The organism is Parasphingomonas halimpatiens (assembly GCF_036663795.1).
Lineage (GTDB): Bacteria > Pseudomonadota > Alphaproteobacteria > Sphingomonadales > Sphingomonadaceae > Sphingomonas.
On the sequence record NZ_JAXOJP010000012.1, the window covers coordinates 43,594 to 61,666 of the forward strand.

17 protein-coding genes are annotated in these 18,073 nt (G+C 65.7%); 8 read left to right on the forward strand and 9 right to left on the reverse strand.

Annotation, left to right across the window (positions count from 1 at the left end; translation table 11 throughout):
* The first annotated feature begins 62 nt into the window (after positions 1–62).
* Genes U1839_RS13795 through U1839_RS13810 form a run of 4 tightly spaced genes read left to right on the forward strand, consistent with a single transcriptional unit; the run spans position 63 to position 2,872 of the window.
* A complete protein-coding gene (locus U1839_RS13795) occupies positions 63–425 on the forward strand; it encodes a poly(R)-hydroxyalkanoic acid synthase subunit PhaE (RefSeq protein ID WP_332804184.1) in 363 nt (120 codons plus the stop codon).
* The gene (locus U1839_RS13800) at positions 422–1,495 is read left to right on the forward strand and encodes an alpha/beta fold hydrolase (protein WP_332804185.1); all 1,074 of its coding nucleotides are present in this window, start codon (positions 422–424) and stop codon (positions 1,493–1,495) included. The genes U1839_RS13795 and U1839_RS13800 overlap by 4 nt, the downstream gene beginning before the upstream one ends.
* Entirely contained in the window at positions 1,492–2,028 is a 537-nt protein-coding gene (locus U1839_RS13805; RefSeq protein ID WP_332804186.1) for a GNAT family N-acetyltransferase, read from the forward strand. Before U1839_RS13800 ends, U1839_RS13805 begins: the two co-directional genes overlap by 4 nt.
* 49 nt (positions 2,029–2,077) lie before the next feature.
* Positions 2,078–2,872, forward strand: a complete 795-nt coding sequence (locus U1839_RS13810) for an esterase/lipase family protein (protein ID WP_332804187.1) — start codon at positions 2,078–2,080, stop codon at positions 2,870–2,872.
* 40 nt (positions 2,873–2,912) lie between these two features.
* Here U1839_RS13810 and U1839_RS13815 read toward each other — a convergent pair whose 3' ends face one another.
* From U1839_RS13815 to U1839_RS13825, 3 genes are all read right to left on the reverse strand, one after another.
* Positions 2,913–3,266 (reverse strand): phasin family protein, encoded by a 354-nt coding sequence (locus tag U1839_RS13815; protein ID WP_332804188.1) that lies wholly within the window; start codon positions 3,264–3,266, stop codon positions 2,913–2,915.
* A complete protein-coding gene (locus U1839_RS13820; protein WP_332804189.1) occupies positions 3,266–4,855 on the reverse strand; it encodes a WS/DGAT/MGAT family O-acyltransferase in 1,590 nt (529 codons plus the stop codon). Before U1839_RS13820 ends, U1839_RS13815 begins: the two co-directional genes overlap by 1 nt.
* Positions 4,856–4,973: 118 nt before the next feature.
* Positions 4,974–8,171 carry a bifunctional cytochrome P450/NADPH--P450 reductase gene (locus tag U1839_RS13825; RefSeq protein ID WP_332804190.1) on the reverse strand — a complete coding sequence of 1,066 codons (3,198 nt, stop codon included), beginning with the start codon at positions 8,169–8,171 and terminating at the stop codon, positions 4,974–4,976.
* A gap of 138 nt (positions 8,172–8,309) precedes the next feature.
* Between U1839_RS13825 and U1839_RS13830 the strand changes: the two genes are divergently transcribed.
* Together U1839_RS13830 and U1839_RS13835 are read left to right on the forward strand one after the other, a co-directional pair.
* Positions 8,310–9,470: a putative hexosyltransferase gene (locus tag U1839_RS13830; protein ID WP_332804191.1), complete on the forward strand. Its 1,161-nt coding sequence runs from the start codon at positions 8,310–8,312 to the stop codon at positions 9,468–9,470.
* A gap of 82 nt (positions 9,471–9,552) precedes the next feature.
* Complete coding sequence (locus U1839_RS13835) at positions 9,553–10,038, forward strand: bactofilin family protein (protein ID WP_332804192.1); 486 nt, start codon at positions 9,553–9,555, stop codon at positions 10,036–10,038.
* Between the two features lie 90 nt (positions 10,039–10,128).
* Here U1839_RS13835 and U1839_RS13840 read toward each other — a convergent pair whose 3' ends face one another.
* Entirely contained in the window at positions 10,129–10,614 is a 486-nt protein-coding gene (locus U1839_RS13840) for an MAPEG family protein (RefSeq protein ID WP_332804193.1), read from the reverse strand.
* A 57-nt stretch (positions 10,615–10,671) separates the two neighbouring features.
* On the opposite strand from U1839_RS13840, the gene U1839_RS13845 reads away from it, so the two are divergent.
* Positions 10,672–11,130: a GFA family protein gene (locus U1839_RS13845; RefSeq protein ID WP_332804194.1), complete on the forward strand. Its 459-nt coding sequence runs from the start codon at positions 10,672–10,674 to the stop codon at positions 11,128–11,130.
* 4 nt (positions 11,131–11,134) lie between these two features.
* Here U1839_RS13845 and lpdA read toward each other — a convergent pair whose 3' ends face one another.
* The 3 genes from lpdA to U1839_RS13860 are packed head-to-tail and all read right to left on the reverse strand — an operon-like array spanning position 11,135 to position 14,093.
* The gene (lpdA, locus tag U1839_RS13850) at positions 11,135–12,532 is read right to left on the reverse strand and encodes a dihydrolipoyl dehydrogenase (protein WP_332804195.1); all 1,398 of its coding nucleotides are present in this window, start codon (positions 12,530–12,532) and stop codon (positions 11,135–11,137) included.
* Between the two features lie 42 nt (positions 12,533–12,574).
* Complete coding sequence (locus tag U1839_RS13855; protein ID WP_332804196.1) at positions 12,575–12,787, reverse strand: hypothetical protein; 213 nt, start codon at positions 12,785–12,787, stop codon at positions 12,575–12,577.
* A gap of 7 nt (positions 12,788–12,794) precedes the next feature.
* Positions 12,795–14,093, reverse strand: coding sequence for a pyruvate dehydrogenase complex dihydrolipoamide acetyltransferase (locus U1839_RS13860; protein ID WP_332804197.1), 1,299 nt, complete (start codon positions 14,091–14,093; stop codon positions 12,795–12,797).
* Positions 14,094–14,219: 126 nt separating this feature from the next.
* On the opposite strand from U1839_RS13860, the gene U1839_RS13865 reads away from it, so the two are divergent.
* The gene (locus U1839_RS13865) at positions 14,220–14,675 is read left to right on the forward strand and encodes a universal stress protein (RefSeq protein WP_332804198.1); all 456 of its coding nucleotides are present in this window, start codon (positions 14,220–14,222) and stop codon (positions 14,673–14,675) included.
* Between the two features lie 19 nt (positions 14,676–14,694).
* On the opposite strand, the gene U1839_RS13870 is transcribed toward U1839_RS13865, so the two are convergent.
* Positions 14,695–15,393, reverse strand: coding sequence for a hypothetical protein (locus tag U1839_RS13870; RefSeq protein WP_332804199.1), 699 nt, complete (start codon positions 15,391–15,393; stop codon positions 14,695–14,697).
* A 169-nt stretch (positions 15,394–15,562) separates the two neighbouring features.
* Positions 15,563–17,854, reverse strand: a complete 2,292-nt coding sequence (locus tag U1839_RS13875; RefSeq protein ID WP_332804200.1) for a TonB-dependent receptor — start codon at positions 17,852–17,854, stop codon at positions 15,563–15,565.
* Positions 17,855–18,073: the final 219 nt, after the last annotated feature.

Consider the following 18,073-nt stretch of genomic DNA (forward strand, 5'->3'; position numbering starts at 1 on the left):
GCACCGATGTTGCGCAACGCACACTGCTTGACGCCAGCGCGCGCGCGGTGAAGGATGCCGCCATGGCGGTCCCACCCCTTCCCGATCCGGCGGCACTTTTTCGCGACATGCTCGGCCAATGGGAGAGCATGACCAACAGCCTCGGCGGCGAAATGATGAAGAGCGGCGAGTTCGGCCGCGCGCTGCAAGGCGCCAATGCCGCGGCAATGAAGGCGCAAGCTGCGACGCACCAGATGATGGACCGCGCGCTGGCCGCCGCCAACATGCCGAGCCGCAGCGAGGTCGAGGACATCTCCGCGCGGCTCGCGCGGATCGAGGAAGCGGTTCAGCGCATCGAAAGCCTGATCATGGCGCAGGCCGGCATCGCGCCGCCCGAGCGGCCCAAACCCAAGCGCACACGCAAACCGCCGGGCAGCGCGGCTTGAGCGAAGCGACGTCGCCCGGCATTTTCGAAACAGCGCGGCGCGAGTTCGATCGCGCGCTGCAGCGCAATCTCAAGGGCCTGGACTATTTCGCCTCGCCCGCGCCCGTGCTCGGGGTGTCACCCAAGGACGTGCTGATCCAACGCGGCACGATGAGCCTCTATCATTACCGCCCGATGTCGGACGAAGTGTACCGGGTGCCGCTGCTGCTGGTCATGGCGACGACCAATCGCGGTTACATCTTCGATATGGTGCCGGGGCAGAGCCTCGTTGAATATCTGCTCAAGGCCGGCTTCGACGTGTTCATGATCGACTGGAACCCGCCGCGTGCCGATGAACGCGGGTTGGCGCTCAAGGATTATGTCCTCGACTTCATCCCCAGCGCGGTCGAGCGCGTCCAGCAGGAGACCGGCGAGAACGACGTTACGATGGTCGGCTATTGTTTCGGCGGGGTCCTGTCGCTGCTCTGGGCCGCGCTTGAGGGCGAACCGGCGCTGCGCAATCTCGTCTGCTTCACCACGCCGGTCGATTTCAGCGAGATGGAGATGTTCCAGGCCTGGGCCGACAAGCGCTTCTTCGATGTCGATCGACTGGTCGATACATTCGGCAATTGCCCCGGCGATTATCTTTACACCGCCTTCGACATGCTGCGCCCGGGCGCGCGCGTTGCCGGCAATATCCGCCTGATCGACAATATGTGGAACGACGAGTTCGTCAAATCCTTCCGCATGTTCGATCGATGGGCGGCCGACATCCTGCCGCTCGCCGGCGAATACTTCCGCGAAACCACGAAAAAACTGATGTGGGACAACCAGTTGCTCCATGGCACGATGGAGGTCGCAGGACGCCCGGTCGATCTTGGGCGGATCACCGCGCCTTTCCTGCACGTCACCGCCGAGCATGATCACATCGTGCCGAGCGCCGCCTCGACCCCGCTAATCGGCATGGTCGGATCGGCCGACAAGGAACAGGTGACAATGAAAGGCGGACATGTCAGCCTTGTCGCCGGGGGCAACGCTATAAAGCGGTTATGGCCGAAACTCGTCGAATGGCTGGGGGAGCGTTCCATATGAGTCATCAGATCCGGCGCTTCGAGCCGGCCGATCGCGAGGCGATGCTCGCCTTTGCCGACAGCCTGTCCGAGCACGATCTGCTGTTTCTCGGGCGCGACCTGCGCCATCCACGCGTGATCGAGGCATGGCTCGCCGCGATCGACGAGGGCTGGATCGACAGCCTCGTCGCGATCGACAACGACAAGCTCGTCGCCAGCGCGGCGCTGGTGCGCGATCCGCTCGGCTGGAGCGCGCATGTCGGCGAGATCCGCCTGCTCGTTGCCGCCGACAAGCGTGGTGCCGGGCTCGGTCGGGATCTGCTCGAGGGGATCTATTCCATCGCCATGGAGCGCGGCCTGACCAAGCTCACCGCGCAAATGACCCCCGATCAGGTCGGCTCGGTCATGCTGTTCGAAAGCCTCGGCTTCCGCGCTGAGGCGCTGCTCAAGGACCATGTCCGCGATCGCGCGGGCAACATGTTCGATCTCGCGTTGCTCAGCCAGGACGTGGCGCGCGTTACCGCGCAACATCGTGCCTTCGGGCTCGACGCGTGAACCCAGAAGATAACCGGTGCGTTGATGCCGGACCCGCAGGAGAATTGCCTTGGCCCACGCGACTGCCCAACACGCTGAGATAAAGCCACCCTCTGCGCTGCTCGCGCTGACAGAATTGCCGCGCGCGCTGGTCGAACTGGGCAGCCTCGGGCTCGCCGCACCGATCTTGGCCACCGCGCCGCGTGGCGACGGTCATCCCGTCATGGTCCTGCCCGGTTTCGTCACCACCGACATCTCGACCGCGCCGTTGCGGCGCTATCTGCGCGATCTCGGCTATGATGCGCATGCCTGGCAGCTCGGCCGCAATCTCGGCCCCAAGGCGATCGGCCGCGAGGGCGAGAAGCTCATCGCGCGGCTGCGCGAGATCCATGACACGACGGGCCAGAAGGTCAGCCTGATCGGCTGGAGCCTTGGCGGCGTGATGGCGCGACAGCTATCGCGCCGCGCGCCCGAGGCCGTGCGCCAGGTCATTTCGCTCGGCTCGCCCTTCACCGGCCACCCCCACGCGACCAATGTCTGGCGCACCTATCAGGTTCTGACCGGCCAGCGCCTCGACGACCCCGATACGCGCTTCCAGTTGCGCGAAAGCGCGCTGCCGCCGCCCGTGCCGTCGACCGCGATCTACAGCCGAGAGGACGGCGTCGTGGCTTGGCAGAACTGCATCGAACCGCAGGGCCCCGAGACCGACAATATCGAAGTCCATGGCAGCCATTGCGGGTTGGGCGTCAATCCCGCCGTGCTGTACGCGATCGCCGACCGGCTGGCGCAGGCCGATGGCGACTGGCACCCATTCGAGCGCCGCGGGTTGCGCTCGTTGGTCTACCCTTTCGCCGGCCACGCGTGAGGAGCGTCCCCCTCCCGCGCGCGGGAGGGGGGACTAAGGCTTATTCCTTGTCGCCGCGCAACGGCGCCACGGCATCGCGGCCGAACTGCATGATCAACTCGCCGATCTCGCGCGCCTGGCCCATCGAACGCGAGCCCTGGTCGCGCAGGAAATCGCCCTGGATCTTCATCACCTCGGACAAGTCCTTGGCCTGCGCCGCCGCGCGCATCGCGGCAAACGCTTCACGGGCATTGGCTTCGGCCTGATCGATCATCCGCGCGCCGATCGTCGAGCCACCCTCGGCGATCTTGCTGCCGCTGGCACGCATCGCCTCGCCGGCCTTCTTTGCCGGGTCGATGATGCGTTCGTTGATCGTTTCGCGGGCCTTGTCGGCGGTGCTCTTCTTGTCGGCCATCATTTGGCTTCCTTCTGCTGCGGAGCCGGCTTCCGGCCGGCGGCGGCCGGCTTCTTCGCGGCCGGTGTGGGTTTGGCTGGGGCTTTCGCTTTCGGCTTCGCCGCGACAACGGTCTTGGGCGCCGCGGGTTGCGTCGCCTTTTTCGCCACCGGGGTGGCGGTCGCCGGCGCCTTGTCGAGCGTCGCCGCCTTCAGCGCCTCGAACGATGTGCGCAATGCAGCGGCGTAATTTTCCGGGTCGGGCATCATGTTGCGGTCGGAGGTGAAGGAGATCGCGATCGTGTCGCCATAGCTGTAGATCGGGTTGATCAGCCCCATACCGTCGAACACCGGCCCGGTGCCGTACATCGCCACCATCTTCGCGCCGCAGAAATAGAGCGGCACGCGGCTGCCGGGCACGTTGGTCACCACGCAGTTGAAGACCGGCGCATGGGCGTTGGCGGCGCCGACGCGGGTGTAGAGCCGCGCCGCGAGACCCGCGAGGCCCGAAGGAATCAACTGGCTGTAGTCGGTCAGCGTCAGCGCCCCGACGGCATTGGTCAGCGCCTTGGAATTGACCGTTTCGCCATGGACGAAGCGCAGGCGTTCGAGCGGATCCTCAATCTGCGTGCCCAGCCCGACAACCATCGCCGAGACGAGATTGCCGAGCGCGGCCTTCTCGCCCTCGCCGCGTACCGAGATCGGTGCCATCGCGGTCAGCGTTTCCTTAGGGAGATCATCCTTGCTCGCGAGATAGCTGCGCAAGCCGCCGCCGACGATCGCCAGGATCACGTCGTTGACTGTCGCCCCGGGCACCGCGTCCTTGATCGCGCGCACATCGGCGAGCGGCAGCGGCACGGCATCGAACACGCGGTGCGCCGACACCTTGCCGTTGAAGCGCGTCTTGGGCGCGGGGCGCGCGTTGCGGATCGACACGTCGCCCTTGCCGACCTGCGCGGTCAGTTTGGCCATGCCGGGCAGCGAGCGGCCGATCGTCTCCATGATGCGCATCGGCTGGGTCAGCGAATTGAGATAGCTGCGCACCAGCAGGTCGGCGACATTGGGCATATGTTCGGGCCGCCATTCCTCCTGCGCCTTGGGCGGGGTCATGGTGGCGTCGAGATCATGCACCGCCGCCGACATCTCGACCCCCGACATGCCGTCGATCGCGGCGTGATGGACCTTCGAGACCAGCGCGAAACAGCCCGGCGGCAGCCCCGCGATATTGTCGAGCCCCTCGACGATGGTGAATTCCCACAAAGGTTTGGAGATATCCATCGGCCGCGCGTGGAGCCGCGCGACCTGGATGCACAATTGCCGCCAGTCGCCGGGCCTGGGCAAGGCGATGTGGCGGACATGAAACTCGATGTCGAACTCGGGATCCTCGATCCAATAGGGATGGTCGAGATCGAACGGCACGCGCACCAGCCGCTGCCGAAAACTGCGCGCGCTGCCGAGCCGCGAGGCGATGAAGGCAAGAATGTCCTTGAAGCGCACGAACCCGCCGGGCGCGGTCGAGGGATCATAGATGCCGACCGAGCCGATATGCATCGGCGTGTGCGGCGTTTCGAGATAGACGAACGACGCGTCCTGCCCGCTAAGTTGCAGCATCTTGCTCCCTCTCCCCTTCAGGGGAGAGGGCTGGGGAGAGGGGCAGTGGGACCACCGCCGTCTCGTCCTGACCAGCCCCTCTCCCAACCCTCTCCCCTGAAGGGGAGAGGGCTTTTTTTCACTTCCCGAACCCGAACACGTCCTGGTGAAACCGTCCCTCGGCCATCATCGTTTCGAGCCATTCCGAGCCTTGCGCATGTTCGTCGCCAACCTGCTGCATCTGGATGCGGATCAGCGTGTCGCGCACCGCCGGGGCCATGAACTTGCCGTCGCCGCAGACGAAGATGTGCGCTCCAGCCTCGATCGCCGCCCACACCTTTTCCTGCTCCGCCCACAGCGCGTCCTGGACGAATTTCCACGGATGCGACGCCAATGCCGAGAAGGCGAGATACGGTTCGATCACACCCTGCGCCGCCCACCCCTCGACCTCTACACGACAGAACCAGTCGTGATCCGGATGGCGACAGCCGAAGAACAACAGGTTCCGTGCAACGTCCTGCCCCGCCGCCGCCTGCGCGGCACGTTCCTGGATGAAGCCGCGCAGCGGCGCGAAACCCGTGCCGGGGCCGATCAGGATCATCGGCACCGCCGGGTCCGACGGCGGCGCAAAGGGTGGGTTCGGGCGGCGGACATAGCCGAAGACATGATCGCCCGCGGCAACGCTCTGCATATAGCCCGAGGCGAAGCCGCGATGCTCACCCAGCCCAGACCAGGCAGGCGCCGCCATCGTGCCGACAATCAGGTCGGCGATATGCGGATCGGCCAGCGGGCTCGACGCGATCGAATAAAAGCGCGGCGCGATCGCCGCCGACAGCTCGACGAAGCTGTCGAGCGACAGCTCGGCCGCCGGGTGGCGTTCGAGCAGTTCGAGCACGCTCAATCGCTTGTCGACAACTTCCGCCTCGAACGCCTCCCCCGCGAGCCGGGCGAGTTCGGCTTTGGTGTTCGGGCAGCGCGTCTGCGCCGCGATCACCGTCAGCGCGCGGCGCGGCAAGGTGTCGGACAATTCGACGAAATCGGTCAGCAACTGCCGCACCGTCACCGTCTGGCCCAGCGGCAGATGCTTGAAGCGGCCGCCCTGCCCGTCGACGCGCAACTGCGTCGCGCCCTTGAGATCGAGCCGCGCCATGACACGATCGACCAGATCGGGGCGGTTGCGCGCATAGACGGCGATATGGTCGCCGCTGTGATAACGCTGTCCCTCGGGCAAGCGGATGCGGATCAGTCGCGTCGAGGGCCGTGGCGGCTCGAGCGCGAAATCCCACAGGCCGTCGGCCGGCTTCACCAGTTCGTCGTTGCTGACGATCTCGAGCCGCTGGGCATGTTCGGGCAAGGCCTGCGCCCGCGTCGCATCGGCGTCGACCGGCCGCAACATCAGCGACGATGCCGCCTCGCTCGGCGCGGCTTCGCTGCCCAGCGCCTTCCACAGTTCGCGGACGAAGCCGGCCACCGCGCCGTCGAAATCGCCCTGCCCATCGGCTTCGGCGCGCGGTAGCAGCTGCGTCGCCCCGGCCGCCTGAATCGCCGCCTCGATCCGCTTGGGAAAGACCTGATAGTTCGGCCATTGCGAATTGCCGATCCCGAGCACGGCAACGCGCGCGCCGCCCCAGTCGGCATCCTCGAACAGCCCGGCGTCGAGCGCGCGCTCTACCTCGACGGCGCTGTCCGGTGCGCGGCCATTATAGGTCGCGGTGACGATGACGACGATCTTGTCCTCGGGCTGCGCACCGCCCTTGAAGCTCTCGTCCATTGACCGGACCACCGTCTCGAATCCATCGACGGTCGCGCGCTCGGCGATCTCCTCGGCAATGTCGCGCGCGGTGCCGAGGCTGGACCCGTAGATGACCGCAAAGCGCTGGCCGGTGCCCGACACCGCCGCCACCGGCGCCTCGTTGATCGCTTCGCTCACGCCCCCCACGCTCAGCCGCTCGTGCGGGCTGCGCAGGCGGATGCGCATGTGGAAATCGTCGGGCTTGATCGACAGCGTCTCCTTGATCCGCAGTCGGTAGTGATGCGGGTCGGACACGGCGAAGGCGCGCAGCATCATCGCCATGGCGATCTTGGCCTCGACCATCGCGAACTGGCGCCCGATACAGGCGCGCGCGCCATTGCCGAACGGCTTATAGGCGTGCGGGTGCCGCGCCGCTTCGGCTTCGGGCAACCAGCGGTCGATGTCGAATTCTTCCGGATCGTCCCAGACATGCGGGTCGCGGTGCAGGCCCGGCGAGAAGATGTTGATCGGGCGATCCTTGCGCATCGCCCATTTGCCGCCGATCACCGTATCCTCGAACGGCGCGACGCTGAACGCCGGGGCGGTCGGCCACAGCCGCAGCGCTTCCTTGAGAATGCGCTCGATCACCTCGAGCTGCGCGACATGCGCGTAATCGGGGCGCGTATCGCCCGGCAGCACGCGATCGACCTCGGCATAGGCCTGCGCCAGCACATGCGGCGTGCGCAGCAGATGATGGAAGGCGAAGGTCAGCATGCCCGACGTCGTTTCGTGCCCGGCGATCAGGAAGGTCAGCACCTGGTAGCGGATATTGACGTCGTCGAGCTTCTCGCCCGTTTCGGGGTCGACCGCCGCGATCATCAGCTTGAGCAGGTCCTTGCCGTCGGTCGGGTTCTTGCGGCGATCGGCGATGATGCCGTCGACCAGCGCATTCATCTCGGCGATGTCGGCGTCGAAGCGCCGCTGGGCGCGCTTGGCGAAACGGTTCTGCAGCGGCATTCGCGTGATCATGTTGAGTGATTCGCCCAGCGCGCTGCCCAGCGCGACGAGGAAGCTGTCGAGCTCGTCCTTCTCGAAACTGTCGAAACGGTGGCCGAAACCGGCGATCGCGATCGAATCGAGCGTCAGCCGCGTCATGTCGTCGGCGACCAGCACATCGGTGCCCGACAGCCGCGTCCATTTCGCCACGAGCTGATCGCAGACCTCGAGGATCATGTCGAAATAACCGCGCATCGCGCGCTGGCTGAACGCCGGCAGCAGGATACGGTGCGCCTTGCCCCAATTGGGCTCGTCGCTGAACGCGGTGAACAGGCCGTCGCCCGCGAAACGCCGCACCACGCGCAGGCCCGGTCCCGGCATCTTGCGGAAGCGCGTCTCGTCGCTCAGCTCGGCGACGAGATCGGCACCGGTGACGAACAGCCCGACGCGGCTGCCGAAGCGCAGCTTGAAAATACCGTCCGGAAAATCGCGCGCGACGCACAGCAGATGCGAGATCAGGCCATATCGGGCGATCTGGTGGAGGTGGCCGACGACCGGCAGGCCGGGCGGCGAGGGAATCACCGCGTTCTCGGCCAGAACCGTCGCCATCCGCATCTCCCCGTGCCGCCTTGTTCGACGGCTTGGGCGCACTTCATCACAGCCCGGCCTCGCGCGCAACCTCGATCGGCGGCAAGCTTAACGTCGTCTCAACATGCCGCGGGCATGATGGGCGCGAACCGCGCGATGATGACGATCCCCCTTCCCCGGCCCCGTGTCAGGCCGCTGCCGCCGATCGCCGCGACGCTGGCGCTGGCCTGCGTCATGCTGTGGCTCGCGCTGCCGGTCGTGACGCTCGACATGACCGAGTTCCTCGCGCCCTGGCTCGACCATATCGTCGCGACCGGGCCGGTCGCCGCCTTCGCTACGCCGTTCGGCAATTACGCGCCGGCCTATCTTTATCTGCTCGCCGCCGTTTCACCCTTCGCCGGGTCGGTAGCGGTGCCGCTGCTGGTGAAATTCGTCTCGCTCGCGGGCACCGGCGCGCTGGCGCTGGCCGTGCGCCATTTGCTGATCCGTCTCGACGCGCCGCAGCCCAACCGCGCCGCCGCCCTGCTGTTCATCCTGCCCAGCGCGATGGTCAATGCCGGGCTGCTCGGCCAGTGCGACGCGCTGTGGGCGGCGCCGTGCATCATGGCGCTCGCCGCGGCGGTCGAGCGCAAGCACATCGCAATGCTCGCCTGGTGCGGGCTGGCGTTGGGTATCAAGGTGCAGGCGCTACTCATCGCGCCGTTCTTCATCGCGCTGCTGATCAATCGCCGCGTGGCGCTGCGGCTGTGGGTGATCGCGCCGCTCGTCGCTGCAGCGACGATGTTGCCGGCCTGGGCCGCCGGCTGGCCTGCGAGCGACCTGGCCACGATCTATCTGCGTCAGGCCGGCACCTATCCGGCGCTGGCGATGAACGCACCCAATCTCTGGCAGATCGTCGAATCGCTCCCACTGATCGGCGCGCTGCCGCTGAGCGGCCTCGCGCTGGCGTCGGCGCTCGGCGCGACCGCCGCCTATATCGCCTGGTTGTCGACGCGGTCGCTCGACGGACGCGCGCTGCTCGCCCCGGCGCTGCTCGCGCCGCTCATCACCGCCGGGCTGCTGCCGCACATGCACGAGCGTTATTTCTTCCTCGCAGATGTCGTGGCGCTGACGATGGCCCTGACGTTTCGAGATCGTGCGAGCTGGCAGACTGCCGCCATGATCCAGATCGGCTCGTTGCTCGGCCTGTTCGGCTATCTCAGCGGGCTCGATGCGATGGCGATGCTCGGTGCGATTCCGATGATCGCCGCCACCGTCAACGTCGCACGCCCGCTGCTCCGTCCCTTCGCCAACGACAATCCCTTATTGGCACGGGCGTAATGTTGTTCGCGAATATGTCCAAAATGGCTTTTATGCTAGGCTGACGCACTGATTCGTTCAGTCGAGAGCGGGGATTCGATCGATGTTCAACAATAACAGCCGTGGCCGGGAAACGTCATCAGGGCTTCCGCCCGCCCCGCAGCCGCAGCCGAATGGCCAGAAGCGCGGCATGTTCTCGGTCGTCGGACCGGACATGATCATCACCGGCAATGTCGCGGCGACCGCCGACCTGCACATCGATGGCCGGGTCGATGGCGACGTTACCTGCGGCAGCCTCGTCCAGGGCGCCGACAGCATCATCAAGGGCGTCGTCAGGGCGGAAGTAGCCCGGCTAGCCGGCGCTATCGAAGGTTCGGTCGCGGTGCGCCAGCTGACCATCGAGCGCGCCGCCCGGATCACGGGCGACGTCGAATATGAGACGATCGCGATCGAGAACGGCGCGTCGATCGACGGCCGGCTCAAGCATCTCGCCGCCGACGCGGTGCGTGCCGTGGCGCCGACGCCGACGAGCAAGCCGGAAAGCAGCGTCACGCAGTTCCCGACATCGGCCGCCGGCGAAGCCGCCTGATCTCCACGACAGGTTAGATCGATAAAACCCCGGGCCCGTCACGCCCGGGGCTTTGGATCGTCATGCGGAGGGCGAATCTGCGCGCGCGGCTCAGCCCTGCATGTCGCTCATCGCGGCGTGGTAGCTCCCGGCGGCCTGTACCATGTCGACCGCGAAGCCGATCCACATCGCCGACAGCACCGCGCACGCCGCGAGATAGACGAAAAAGCGCACGGTCACTTTGTTGCGACCGATGTGAATGACGCTGTGCGCGGCGCGCAGGACGACAAAGGCCCAGGCGAGCAGCACCTGCACCTGGTCGGCGTGGCGTGTGATCAACAGCAGCGGGACCAGCGCGAAGAACAGCACCGGCACCAGCGCGAAGAACAGCACCGGCATCTCGAACAGGTTGCGCAGGTTGTTGGCCGGCATCTCGACCGGCAGGAAATAGCGCGTCGCCGCCTCGCCATCGGCAAAGTCGCTCGCCTGTGGCGGGTTGCGGCGCATATGCGCGACGCGCTGCACGAACAGCGTCACCCACACGACGAAGATCAGCCCGACCATGGCCAAGGTCGGCCACAAAATCCCGAACGGCATGAAACCTCCCTGTGATAGTGCTGGCTATCCTGCCGCAAGAACGAAGGAACGCAAGCCATGGCCAATGCACCATTGCCGATGTCGGGCGGCTGCCGCTGCGGCAAGGTCCGCTTTACCATCACCGCGGCGCCGCTGCTGACCATGGCGTGCCACTGCACCGGCTGCCAGCGCATGACGGCGAGCGCCTATTCGATCAGCGTCGCGGTGCCCGAAAACGGTTTCGCCGTGACCACCGGCGAAACGGTGATTGGCGGGCTGCATGGCGATCAGCAGCAGCACCATCATTGCGACTGGTGCAAGAGTTGGCTGTTCACGCGGATCGAGCCCGACCTGGGCTTCGTCAACGTCCGCGCCGTGATGCTCGACGAAACCGGCTGGTTCACGCCGTTCATCGAGACCTTTACCAGCGAAGCCTTCCCCTGGGCGAAAACTGGCGCGCCGCACAGTTTTGCACAGTTTCCCGCGATGGAAGAGTATCAGCCGCTGATCGCCGCCTTCGCCGCAGAGAAGGGCTGATCCGTCACATGTGGAGCGTGCGCCCATAGGCGGCGAGCACGCTCTCATGCATCATCTCGCTGAGCGTCGGGTGCGGGAAGACCGTTTCGATCAGTTCCGCCTCGGTCGTCTCGAGCGTCTTGCCGATCGTGTAACCCTGGATCAGCTCGGTTACCTCGGCACCGATCATGTGCGCGCCGAGCAGTTCGCCGGTCTTGGCGTCGAACACCGTCTTGATGAAGCCTTCTGCTTCACCGAGCGCGATCGCCTTGCCGTTGCCGATGAACGGGAAGTTGCCGACCTTGACCTCATGGCCCGCTTCCTTCGCCTTGGCCTCGGTCAGGCCGACGCTGGCGATCTGCGGGTGGCAATAGGTGCAGCCGGGGATGTTGCGCACGTCCATCGCATGCGGATGCTTGCCGGCGATCGCCTCGACCGCGATGACGCCCTCATGGCTCGCCTTGTGCGCCAGCCAGGGCGGCGCGGTGACGTCGCCGATCGCGTAGAGCCCGTCGACATTGGTCTTGCACATCGGGTCGGTGACGATGTGCCCGCGCTCGGTCTTCACGCCCAGCGCTTCCAGCCCGATACTCTCCGTGTTCGGCACGATGCCGATCGCGACGATGACATGGCTGAACTCGGAAGTGACGACCTTGCCGTCCTTCCCCTTGATCGCCGCCTTCACGCCTGACGCGGTGACGTCGAGCTTGTCGACCCCGGCGCCGGTCATGATCGTCATGCCCTGCTTCTTCAGCGCCTTTTCGAGGAACGCGGACACATCGGCATCCTCGACCGGCACGACGCGGTCGAGCATTTCGACCACCGTCACCTCGGCGCCCATGTCTTTGTAGAAGCTGGCGAATTCGATGCCGATCGCGCCCGAGCCGATGACCAGCAATTTGGTCGGCATCTCGGGCGGGGTCATCGCATGGCGATAGGTCCAGACGCGCTTGCCGTCGGCTTTGGCGAAGGGCAGGTCGCGGGCGCGCGCACCGGTCGCGACGATGATGTTCTTCGCCGCAAGGTCGGTGGTCTTGCCGTCGGCGGCGGTGACCGAGAGCTTGCCTTTGCCGGTCAGCTTGCCGTCGCCCATGAACACGGTGATCTTGTTTTTCTTCATCAGGTGCGTGACGCCCTGATTGAGCTGCTTCGCCACGCCGCGCGAGCGCCTGACGACCGCCTCGAGGTCGGCGCTGATCTTCTCCGCGACCAGCCCGTAATCCTTGGCATGCTGCATGTAGTGGAAGATCTCGGCCGAGCGCAGCAACGCCTTGGTTGGGATGCAGCCCCAGTTGAGGCAGATGCCGCCGAGATTTTCGCGCTCGACGATCGCCGTCTTCAGGCCGAGCTGCGCGGCACGGATCGCCGCGACGTAGCCGCCCGGGCCGGAACCGAGCACGATCAGGTCAAAGGTCTCAGCCACGATATAAATCCTCGTTCAGCCACGCTTTCGGGGCTCATTTCGTCAGTCGCGCGGATCGGCCGCGGGGCGATCGTCACGCCACGCCAGGCGCAGCGGGCGAATGCCCATGAAAATCACGATGATGGTGACGCCGCCGGTCACTTGCCAGATCTCATTGACCGCTTGCGGCACGGCGCGCGCGCAAATGGCGCCGATCGCGAGCGTCCCGACGACGCCGATCAGCAGGTGCAACAATTCCGTGATCGTGCGCGTCACCTTCGCCTCAAGCCAGCATGCCGAGCGGGTTCTCGATCATCGTCTTGAACGCCTGCATCAGCTCGGCGCCATCGGCACCGTCGATCGCACGATGGTCGAAACTGCCGGTCGCCGACATGACCGTGGCAATACCGAGCGCGTCGTCGACGATATAGGGGCGCTTCTCGCCCGCGCCGATCGCCATGATCATGCCCTGCGGCGGATTGATCACCGCCTCGAACTGCTTGATGCCGTACATCCCCATGTTCGAAAGGCTGGCGGTACCACCCTGATATTCCTCGGGCTTGAGCTTGCCGTCGCGCGCGCGCACCGCGAGGTCCTTCATCTCGGTCGAGATCGCCGCGAGCCCCTTGTTCGCCGCATCGACGATGATCGGGGTGATCAGCCCGCTCGGGGTCGACACCGCGACCGAGATGTCGGCGCGGCTGAAGCTGATCAGCTGGTCGGGCGTGAACATCACGTTGCACTTCGGCACCTGGATCAGGCTGGCGGCGAGCGCCTTGATGATCAGGTCGTTGACCGACAGCTTCACGCCGCGCGCCTCTAGCGCCTTGTTGAGGTCGCCGCGCAGCCGCAGCAGCGCGTCAAGCCGAATGTCGACCGTCAGGTAGATATGCGGCACCTGCTGCTTGGATTCGGTCAGGCGGCGCGCGATCGTCTTGCGCACGTTGGACAATTTGGTCGCTTCGTGCGGAATGTCGGGCACGGTGGCGGGCTTCGGCGCGACCACGGGGGTAGGTGCCGCCTGCGCTCCCGCGACGGGCGCGGGTGCCGGCGCGCTCCCGTTCTTGGCGCCCTCGAGATCGGCGCGCACGATCCGCCCGTTCGGCCCGGAGCCGTGCAGCGTTGCGAGGTCGATGCTCTTTTCGGCGGCGATGCGGCGCGCCAACGGACTCGCCTTGACGCGATCCCCTGTCGCAACCGGCGCCACGGCGACCGGCACGGGCGCCGCTGCGGCAGTCGGCTTTGCATCGACAGGGGCTGAAACGGGCGCCGGCGCCGGTACAGCGATCGGTGCTGCTTCGGCCTTGGGCGGCGCAGCCTTGGTTGCCGGCGCCGCCTCGTCATCGCCGGTCAGCGTCGCGATCACGGTGCCGACCTTAACATTGTCGGTACCCTCGGCGACCGCGATGCTGGCAATCACGCCCTCATCGACCGCCTCGAACTCCATCGTCGCCTTGTCGGTCTCGATCTCGGCGAGCAGGTCGCCCGACTTCACGCGGTCGCCTTCCTTCACGAGCCATTTGGCCAGCGTACCTTCCTCCATCGTCGGGGAAAGTGCGGGCATCTTGATCTCGATCGGCATCAACGGCGTCCTTGTCTTTTGCGCGAGTCCGTAGCGGCGCTTTCCTTCGCGCCCGATCCCGTCCCGGTCAAGCCTTGCGCCGAACGCGGCGGCGCGCCACCTTCACACCAAACAGGAGGGGCCGCCATGCGCATCTATCTCGTCGTCGTCGACGAAAGCCCGGAATCGCAGATCGCGCTCCGCTTCGCCGCGCGTCGCGCGGTCAAGACCGGTGGCGGCGTGGATATCCTCACGCTGATCCCGCCATCGGAGTTCGTCGCCTTTGCCGGCGTCCAGGCGACGATCGAGGAGGAGGCGCGGATGCACGCCGAGGCACTGGTCGCGGGCGCGGCCGGCACCCTGCTTGAGGAATCGGGGCTGCATCCGTCGATCACCGTTCGCCAGGGCGATGGCCCGAAGATCATCCGCGAGATGATCGATGCCAACCCCGACATTGCCGCGCTGGTGCTCGGCGCGGCGGCGATCGGGGCGCCGGGGCCGCTGGTCAGCCATTTTGCCGGCACCGATGCCGGCATCCTGAAGATCCCGTTGATGATCATCCCCGGCAGCCTCGACCGCGATGCGATCGACCGGCTAAGCTGAACGCCGTCACCAGCCCCGATCAGCGAACCTTCTGGAAATCCGTATAGGTCACGGTGGTCTTGATCTGCCCGGCCTTGCCCAGCAGCGAGCCGGTGAGATTGCTGGCGGAATCGGCCGGCACCGCGTGGCCGTCGGGCAGCAGGCGATAATGGCCGCTGATCGTCATGCTCTGTAGCAACGCGACCAGCATCATCCGAAACCCCTTGGTCGACGTCAGACGAACCTGCTCGACAAACGGCACCCCGCCCCTGGTGTTGACCAGCGCTTCGGCCTGGGTGTCGGCGGATGCGTCATGCGACCCGATCTTGAGCGCGCCCTGCGGAAGCCGCGCGAAGCGGTAGAGGACATAACCCGGCGCATGGTCGCTCCGTGTCGCCGGCGCACCGAACCACTCGGCGATCTGCGCATAGGATGGCACCGGTCCGCGTTTCGCCTTGCGCGACTGCTCGACTTGCTTCGCCGTAGGCGCGGCTCCGTCCACGCTAATCAACGACCATTGCGCGCCGGCCGGGCGGCGCGGGTCGAACTGCTCGATCACGACCTTGCGTGCCGATCCGGTGCTTTCCATCACCATCGTGCGGCGAAAACTGAAAGCGTCCGATCGCGTGTTCCGTGCCATCGCCAGGACCTGATCCTGCAACGTGTCGGCATCGGCCGCTCCGGCGACGCTGCCGGCCGCAAGCGCGACAGAAATAAGGACGTACTTGAAAATCACCATGGCCTGCTCCCGATTTCGCGCCTGTCTTTAACAGGATTGCGGCAGGGAAATGGCTCGGCAGGGTCACCTTGCCGACCATGGAAAAAGGGCTCGCGCGGTATCCCGCACGAGCCCTCCCTCATTATCGACCGAGCTGCGCGCCGGAGACGTTGTCCGGCGCGCTCCCGCCTCAGCGGAACTTGGTGCTGAACGACACGCCGATGATGCGCGGCTCGTTGAACACGGCCGCCATATAGTTTTCGATCACGCCCTTCAGGTTGCGCTCGCCGGTGACGTTGCGACCGAAGATCGCGACCTCGAAGCTCTTGTCGTTCGGCGTGTAGCCGAGCTTGAGACCGAGCTCGAAATTGCCGTCCGCGGTGAACTCCTTGCTCTTGTAGAGCACGAAGCTGGTATAGCCCTGCATGTTCCAGTCGCCCGCGAAGAACAGCTTGCCATGGTCGCTGACCGGCAGGTCGTAGCGCGCCGTGACGTCGGCATTGTACTTCGGCGCATTAGGCAGCGGGTTGCCGTTGATCTGGGCGAACACGTTGGTGCCGATCGTGATCGTCGGGTTCTGCACCGTGCACACCACCGCCCCGTTGAGAGCGCAGACCTGCGCGTAAACGCGGCTGTCCTTGATCTCGCTGTGCAGCAGGCTGAGACCGGCGGTGATCGCCAGGCGCGACGTCGGATGCCAGTCGAGCTCGGCCTCCAGACCGTATGCGGTCGCCTTGTCCGCATTGAACAGCACGCCATTGCCGTTCGAGTCGTTGCCGTTCAGCTGGATGTTCTTCACCTTGTAGGCAAAGCCCGTCAGGTTGAAGCGCAGCGTGTGGTCGAGCAGGTTGGTCTTGATGCCACCTTCATACGACACGATCGTTTCCGAATTGGCCGTGGTGAAGTCGCTGTTGAATACCGCCGAGCGACCCTGAATGGTCGGTCCGCGGAAGCCGCGCGCGACGCGGGCGTAAAGGCTCACCTCGGGCGTAACCTGGTACAGCGCGCTGACGTCCCAACTCGGCTGCGTGTCGGACAGGCGGACATTGGTGCGCCCGGTATAGGTCACAACGTTCGCTGCCGTGTTGGCGGTCTTGAGCAAGGTGGTCGTCTTGGTGTCGTTGGTGATGCGACCGCCGGCGGTGATCGTCAGTTCCGGGGTCACCGCATAGCTGAGCTGACCGAACGCCGCCCATGACGTGTTGACGTTGTGGAGCCGCACCCAGTTGTTGAGGTTCGTGCCGGTGAAATAGGCGCGCTGGTAGAAATCGGTTACGTCGCGCGAGTCGAAATACATGCCGCCGATCTGCCACTTGAAGGCACCGGTATCGGCGCTGGCAAGCCGCAGTTCCTCGCTGAACTGGGAGAGGTGACGCAGCGAACCTTGCGACTGGCCGAAGCCCGTACCGCCGAAATTGGCCGCGGCGCCGCCATCGGTGTCGCCACGGCTATAGCCATGACTCGATTCGAGCGCGCTGATCGAGGTCAGCGTCGCGCCGCCGAAATCATAGGCGATCTTCGCCGAGCCGCCATAGGTCTTGTAGGCCTGCGGATTGTTGCGGCCCTCGTCGAGCGCGACGCGGTCGCGATCGGTCGCGGCGGTGATGACGTTCGAACCCTTGATCAGCGCGCCGCGATGGAACAGCGTCGAGGTGCCCGAATAGTCGCGCGCATGGCCCGACAGCAGGATCGACAGCGGCGCACTCGGGGTGAACAGCAACTGCGCGCGCACATCGCGCTCGTTATAGCCGCCCATGACATTCTCGGCCGGGCTCACCGTGCCGTCGGCGCTCGGGCCGACATAGGTGTTGGACACCCAGTTGTCGCGGTGCTGATAGAGCGCCGAGACGCGGAAGGCGAGCACGTCCTTGATGATCGGGCCACCTACGGCCGCGTCGATGCTGACCGTGTCATAGGTGCCGAGTGACGCCGAGGCGCGACCTTCGAATTCCTGGGTTGGCTTGTTGGTGTCGAACTTGATGATACCGGCGGTGGTGTTGCGGCCGAACAGCGAACCCTGCGGGCCGCGCAGCACCTCGACCTGGCTCACGTCGAACACCGGGTTCGACTTGAGCACGACATGCTCGAGCACGACATCGTCCTGGATGATCGACACCGGCTGCGACGCGCCGAGATAGAAATCGATATTGCCGAGACCGCGAATGTAGAAGCGCGGGAAGATCCGGCCGGTGGTCGTCTCGGCATAAAGGCCGGGAATGCGACCCGACAGTTCGAGAATGTCACCGCCGCCGCTGGTCAGATTGCGCAGCTGGTCGCCGCTTACCACGGCGACCGACAGCGGCACCTTGGAAAGATTCTCGGAGCGACGCTGCGCGGTCACGACGATCTCGCCCTCTTCGCTTGCAGGAACAGCGGCGGGCGCGGCAGGCGCGGCCTCGCTGGCGTGAGCGACGCTCGCGATCGACATGGCGGTGAAGGCACCGGTCAGCAGCAGCGACCGGCTAAAAATGGACTTGGTCAAGATAAACCCCTGAGGAAATGTTTTTTGTTTGCCGCCGGCGCACTCCCAAATCGCCGACGAATGAAACGTCGCGCCGGCTATCGCCTGTTGTCGCAACGTCGCCGGCCTCCGACCGGATGCGCAGGCGGCTAGGCGCGAATTATGTCCCCTCTGTGACAATTTGGCCGAAATCGGACCAACCGAGGACGCGCGGACTTGAACGCGCTGCACGCTCCGGTC

Excerpts from the sequence above, each read along its gene's own strand:
- U1839_RS13795 (WP_332804184.1), top strand. The coding sequence starts at position 63 with ATGGCGGTCCCACCCCTTCCCGATCCGGCGGCACTTTTTCGCGACATG.
- U1839_RS13805 (WP_332804186.1), top strand. The coding sequence starts at position 1,492 with ATGAGTCATCAGATCCGGCGCTTCGAGCCGGCCGATCGCGAGGCGATG.
- U1839_RS13815 (WP_332804188.1), bottom strand. The coding sequence starts at position 3,266 with ATGGCCGACAAGAAGAGCACCGCCGACAAGGCCCGCGAAACGATCAAC.
- U1839_RS13820 (WP_332804189.1), bottom strand. The coding sequence starts at position 4,855 with ATGCTGCAACTTAGCGGGCAGGACGCGTCGTTCGTCTATCTCGAAACG.
- U1839_RS13825 (WP_332804190.1), bottom strand. The coding sequence starts at position 8,171 with ATGGCGACGGTTCTGGCCGAGAACGCGGTGATTCCCTCGCCGCCCGGC.
- U1839_RS13830 (WP_332804191.1), top strand. The coding sequence starts at position 8,310 with ATGACGATCCCCCTTCCCCGGCCCCGTGTCAGGCCGCTGCCGCCGATC.
- U1839_RS13835 (WP_332804192.1), top strand. The coding sequence starts at position 9,553 with ATGTTCAACAATAACAGCCGTGGCCGGGAAACGTCATCAGGGCTTCCG.
- U1839_RS13840 (WP_332804193.1), bottom strand. The coding sequence starts at position 10,614 with ATGCCGTTCGGGATTTTGTGGCCGACCTTGGCCATGGTCGGGCTGATC.
- U1839_RS13845 (WP_332804194.1), top strand. The coding sequence starts at position 10,672 with ATGGCCAATGCACCATTGCCGATGTCGGGCGGCTGCCGCTGCGGCAAG.
- U1839_RS13860 (WP_332804197.1), bottom strand. The coding sequence starts at position 14,093 with ATGCCGATCGAGATCAAGATGCCCGCACTTTCCCCGACGATGGAGGAA.
- U1839_RS13865 (WP_332804198.1), top strand. The coding sequence starts at position 14,220 with ATGCGCATCTATCTCGTCGTCGTCGACGAAAGCCCGGAATCGCAGATC.
- U1839_RS13870 (WP_332804199.1), bottom strand. The coding sequence starts at position 15,393 with ATGGTGATTTTCAAGTACGTCCTTATTTCTGTCGCGCTTGCGGCCGGC.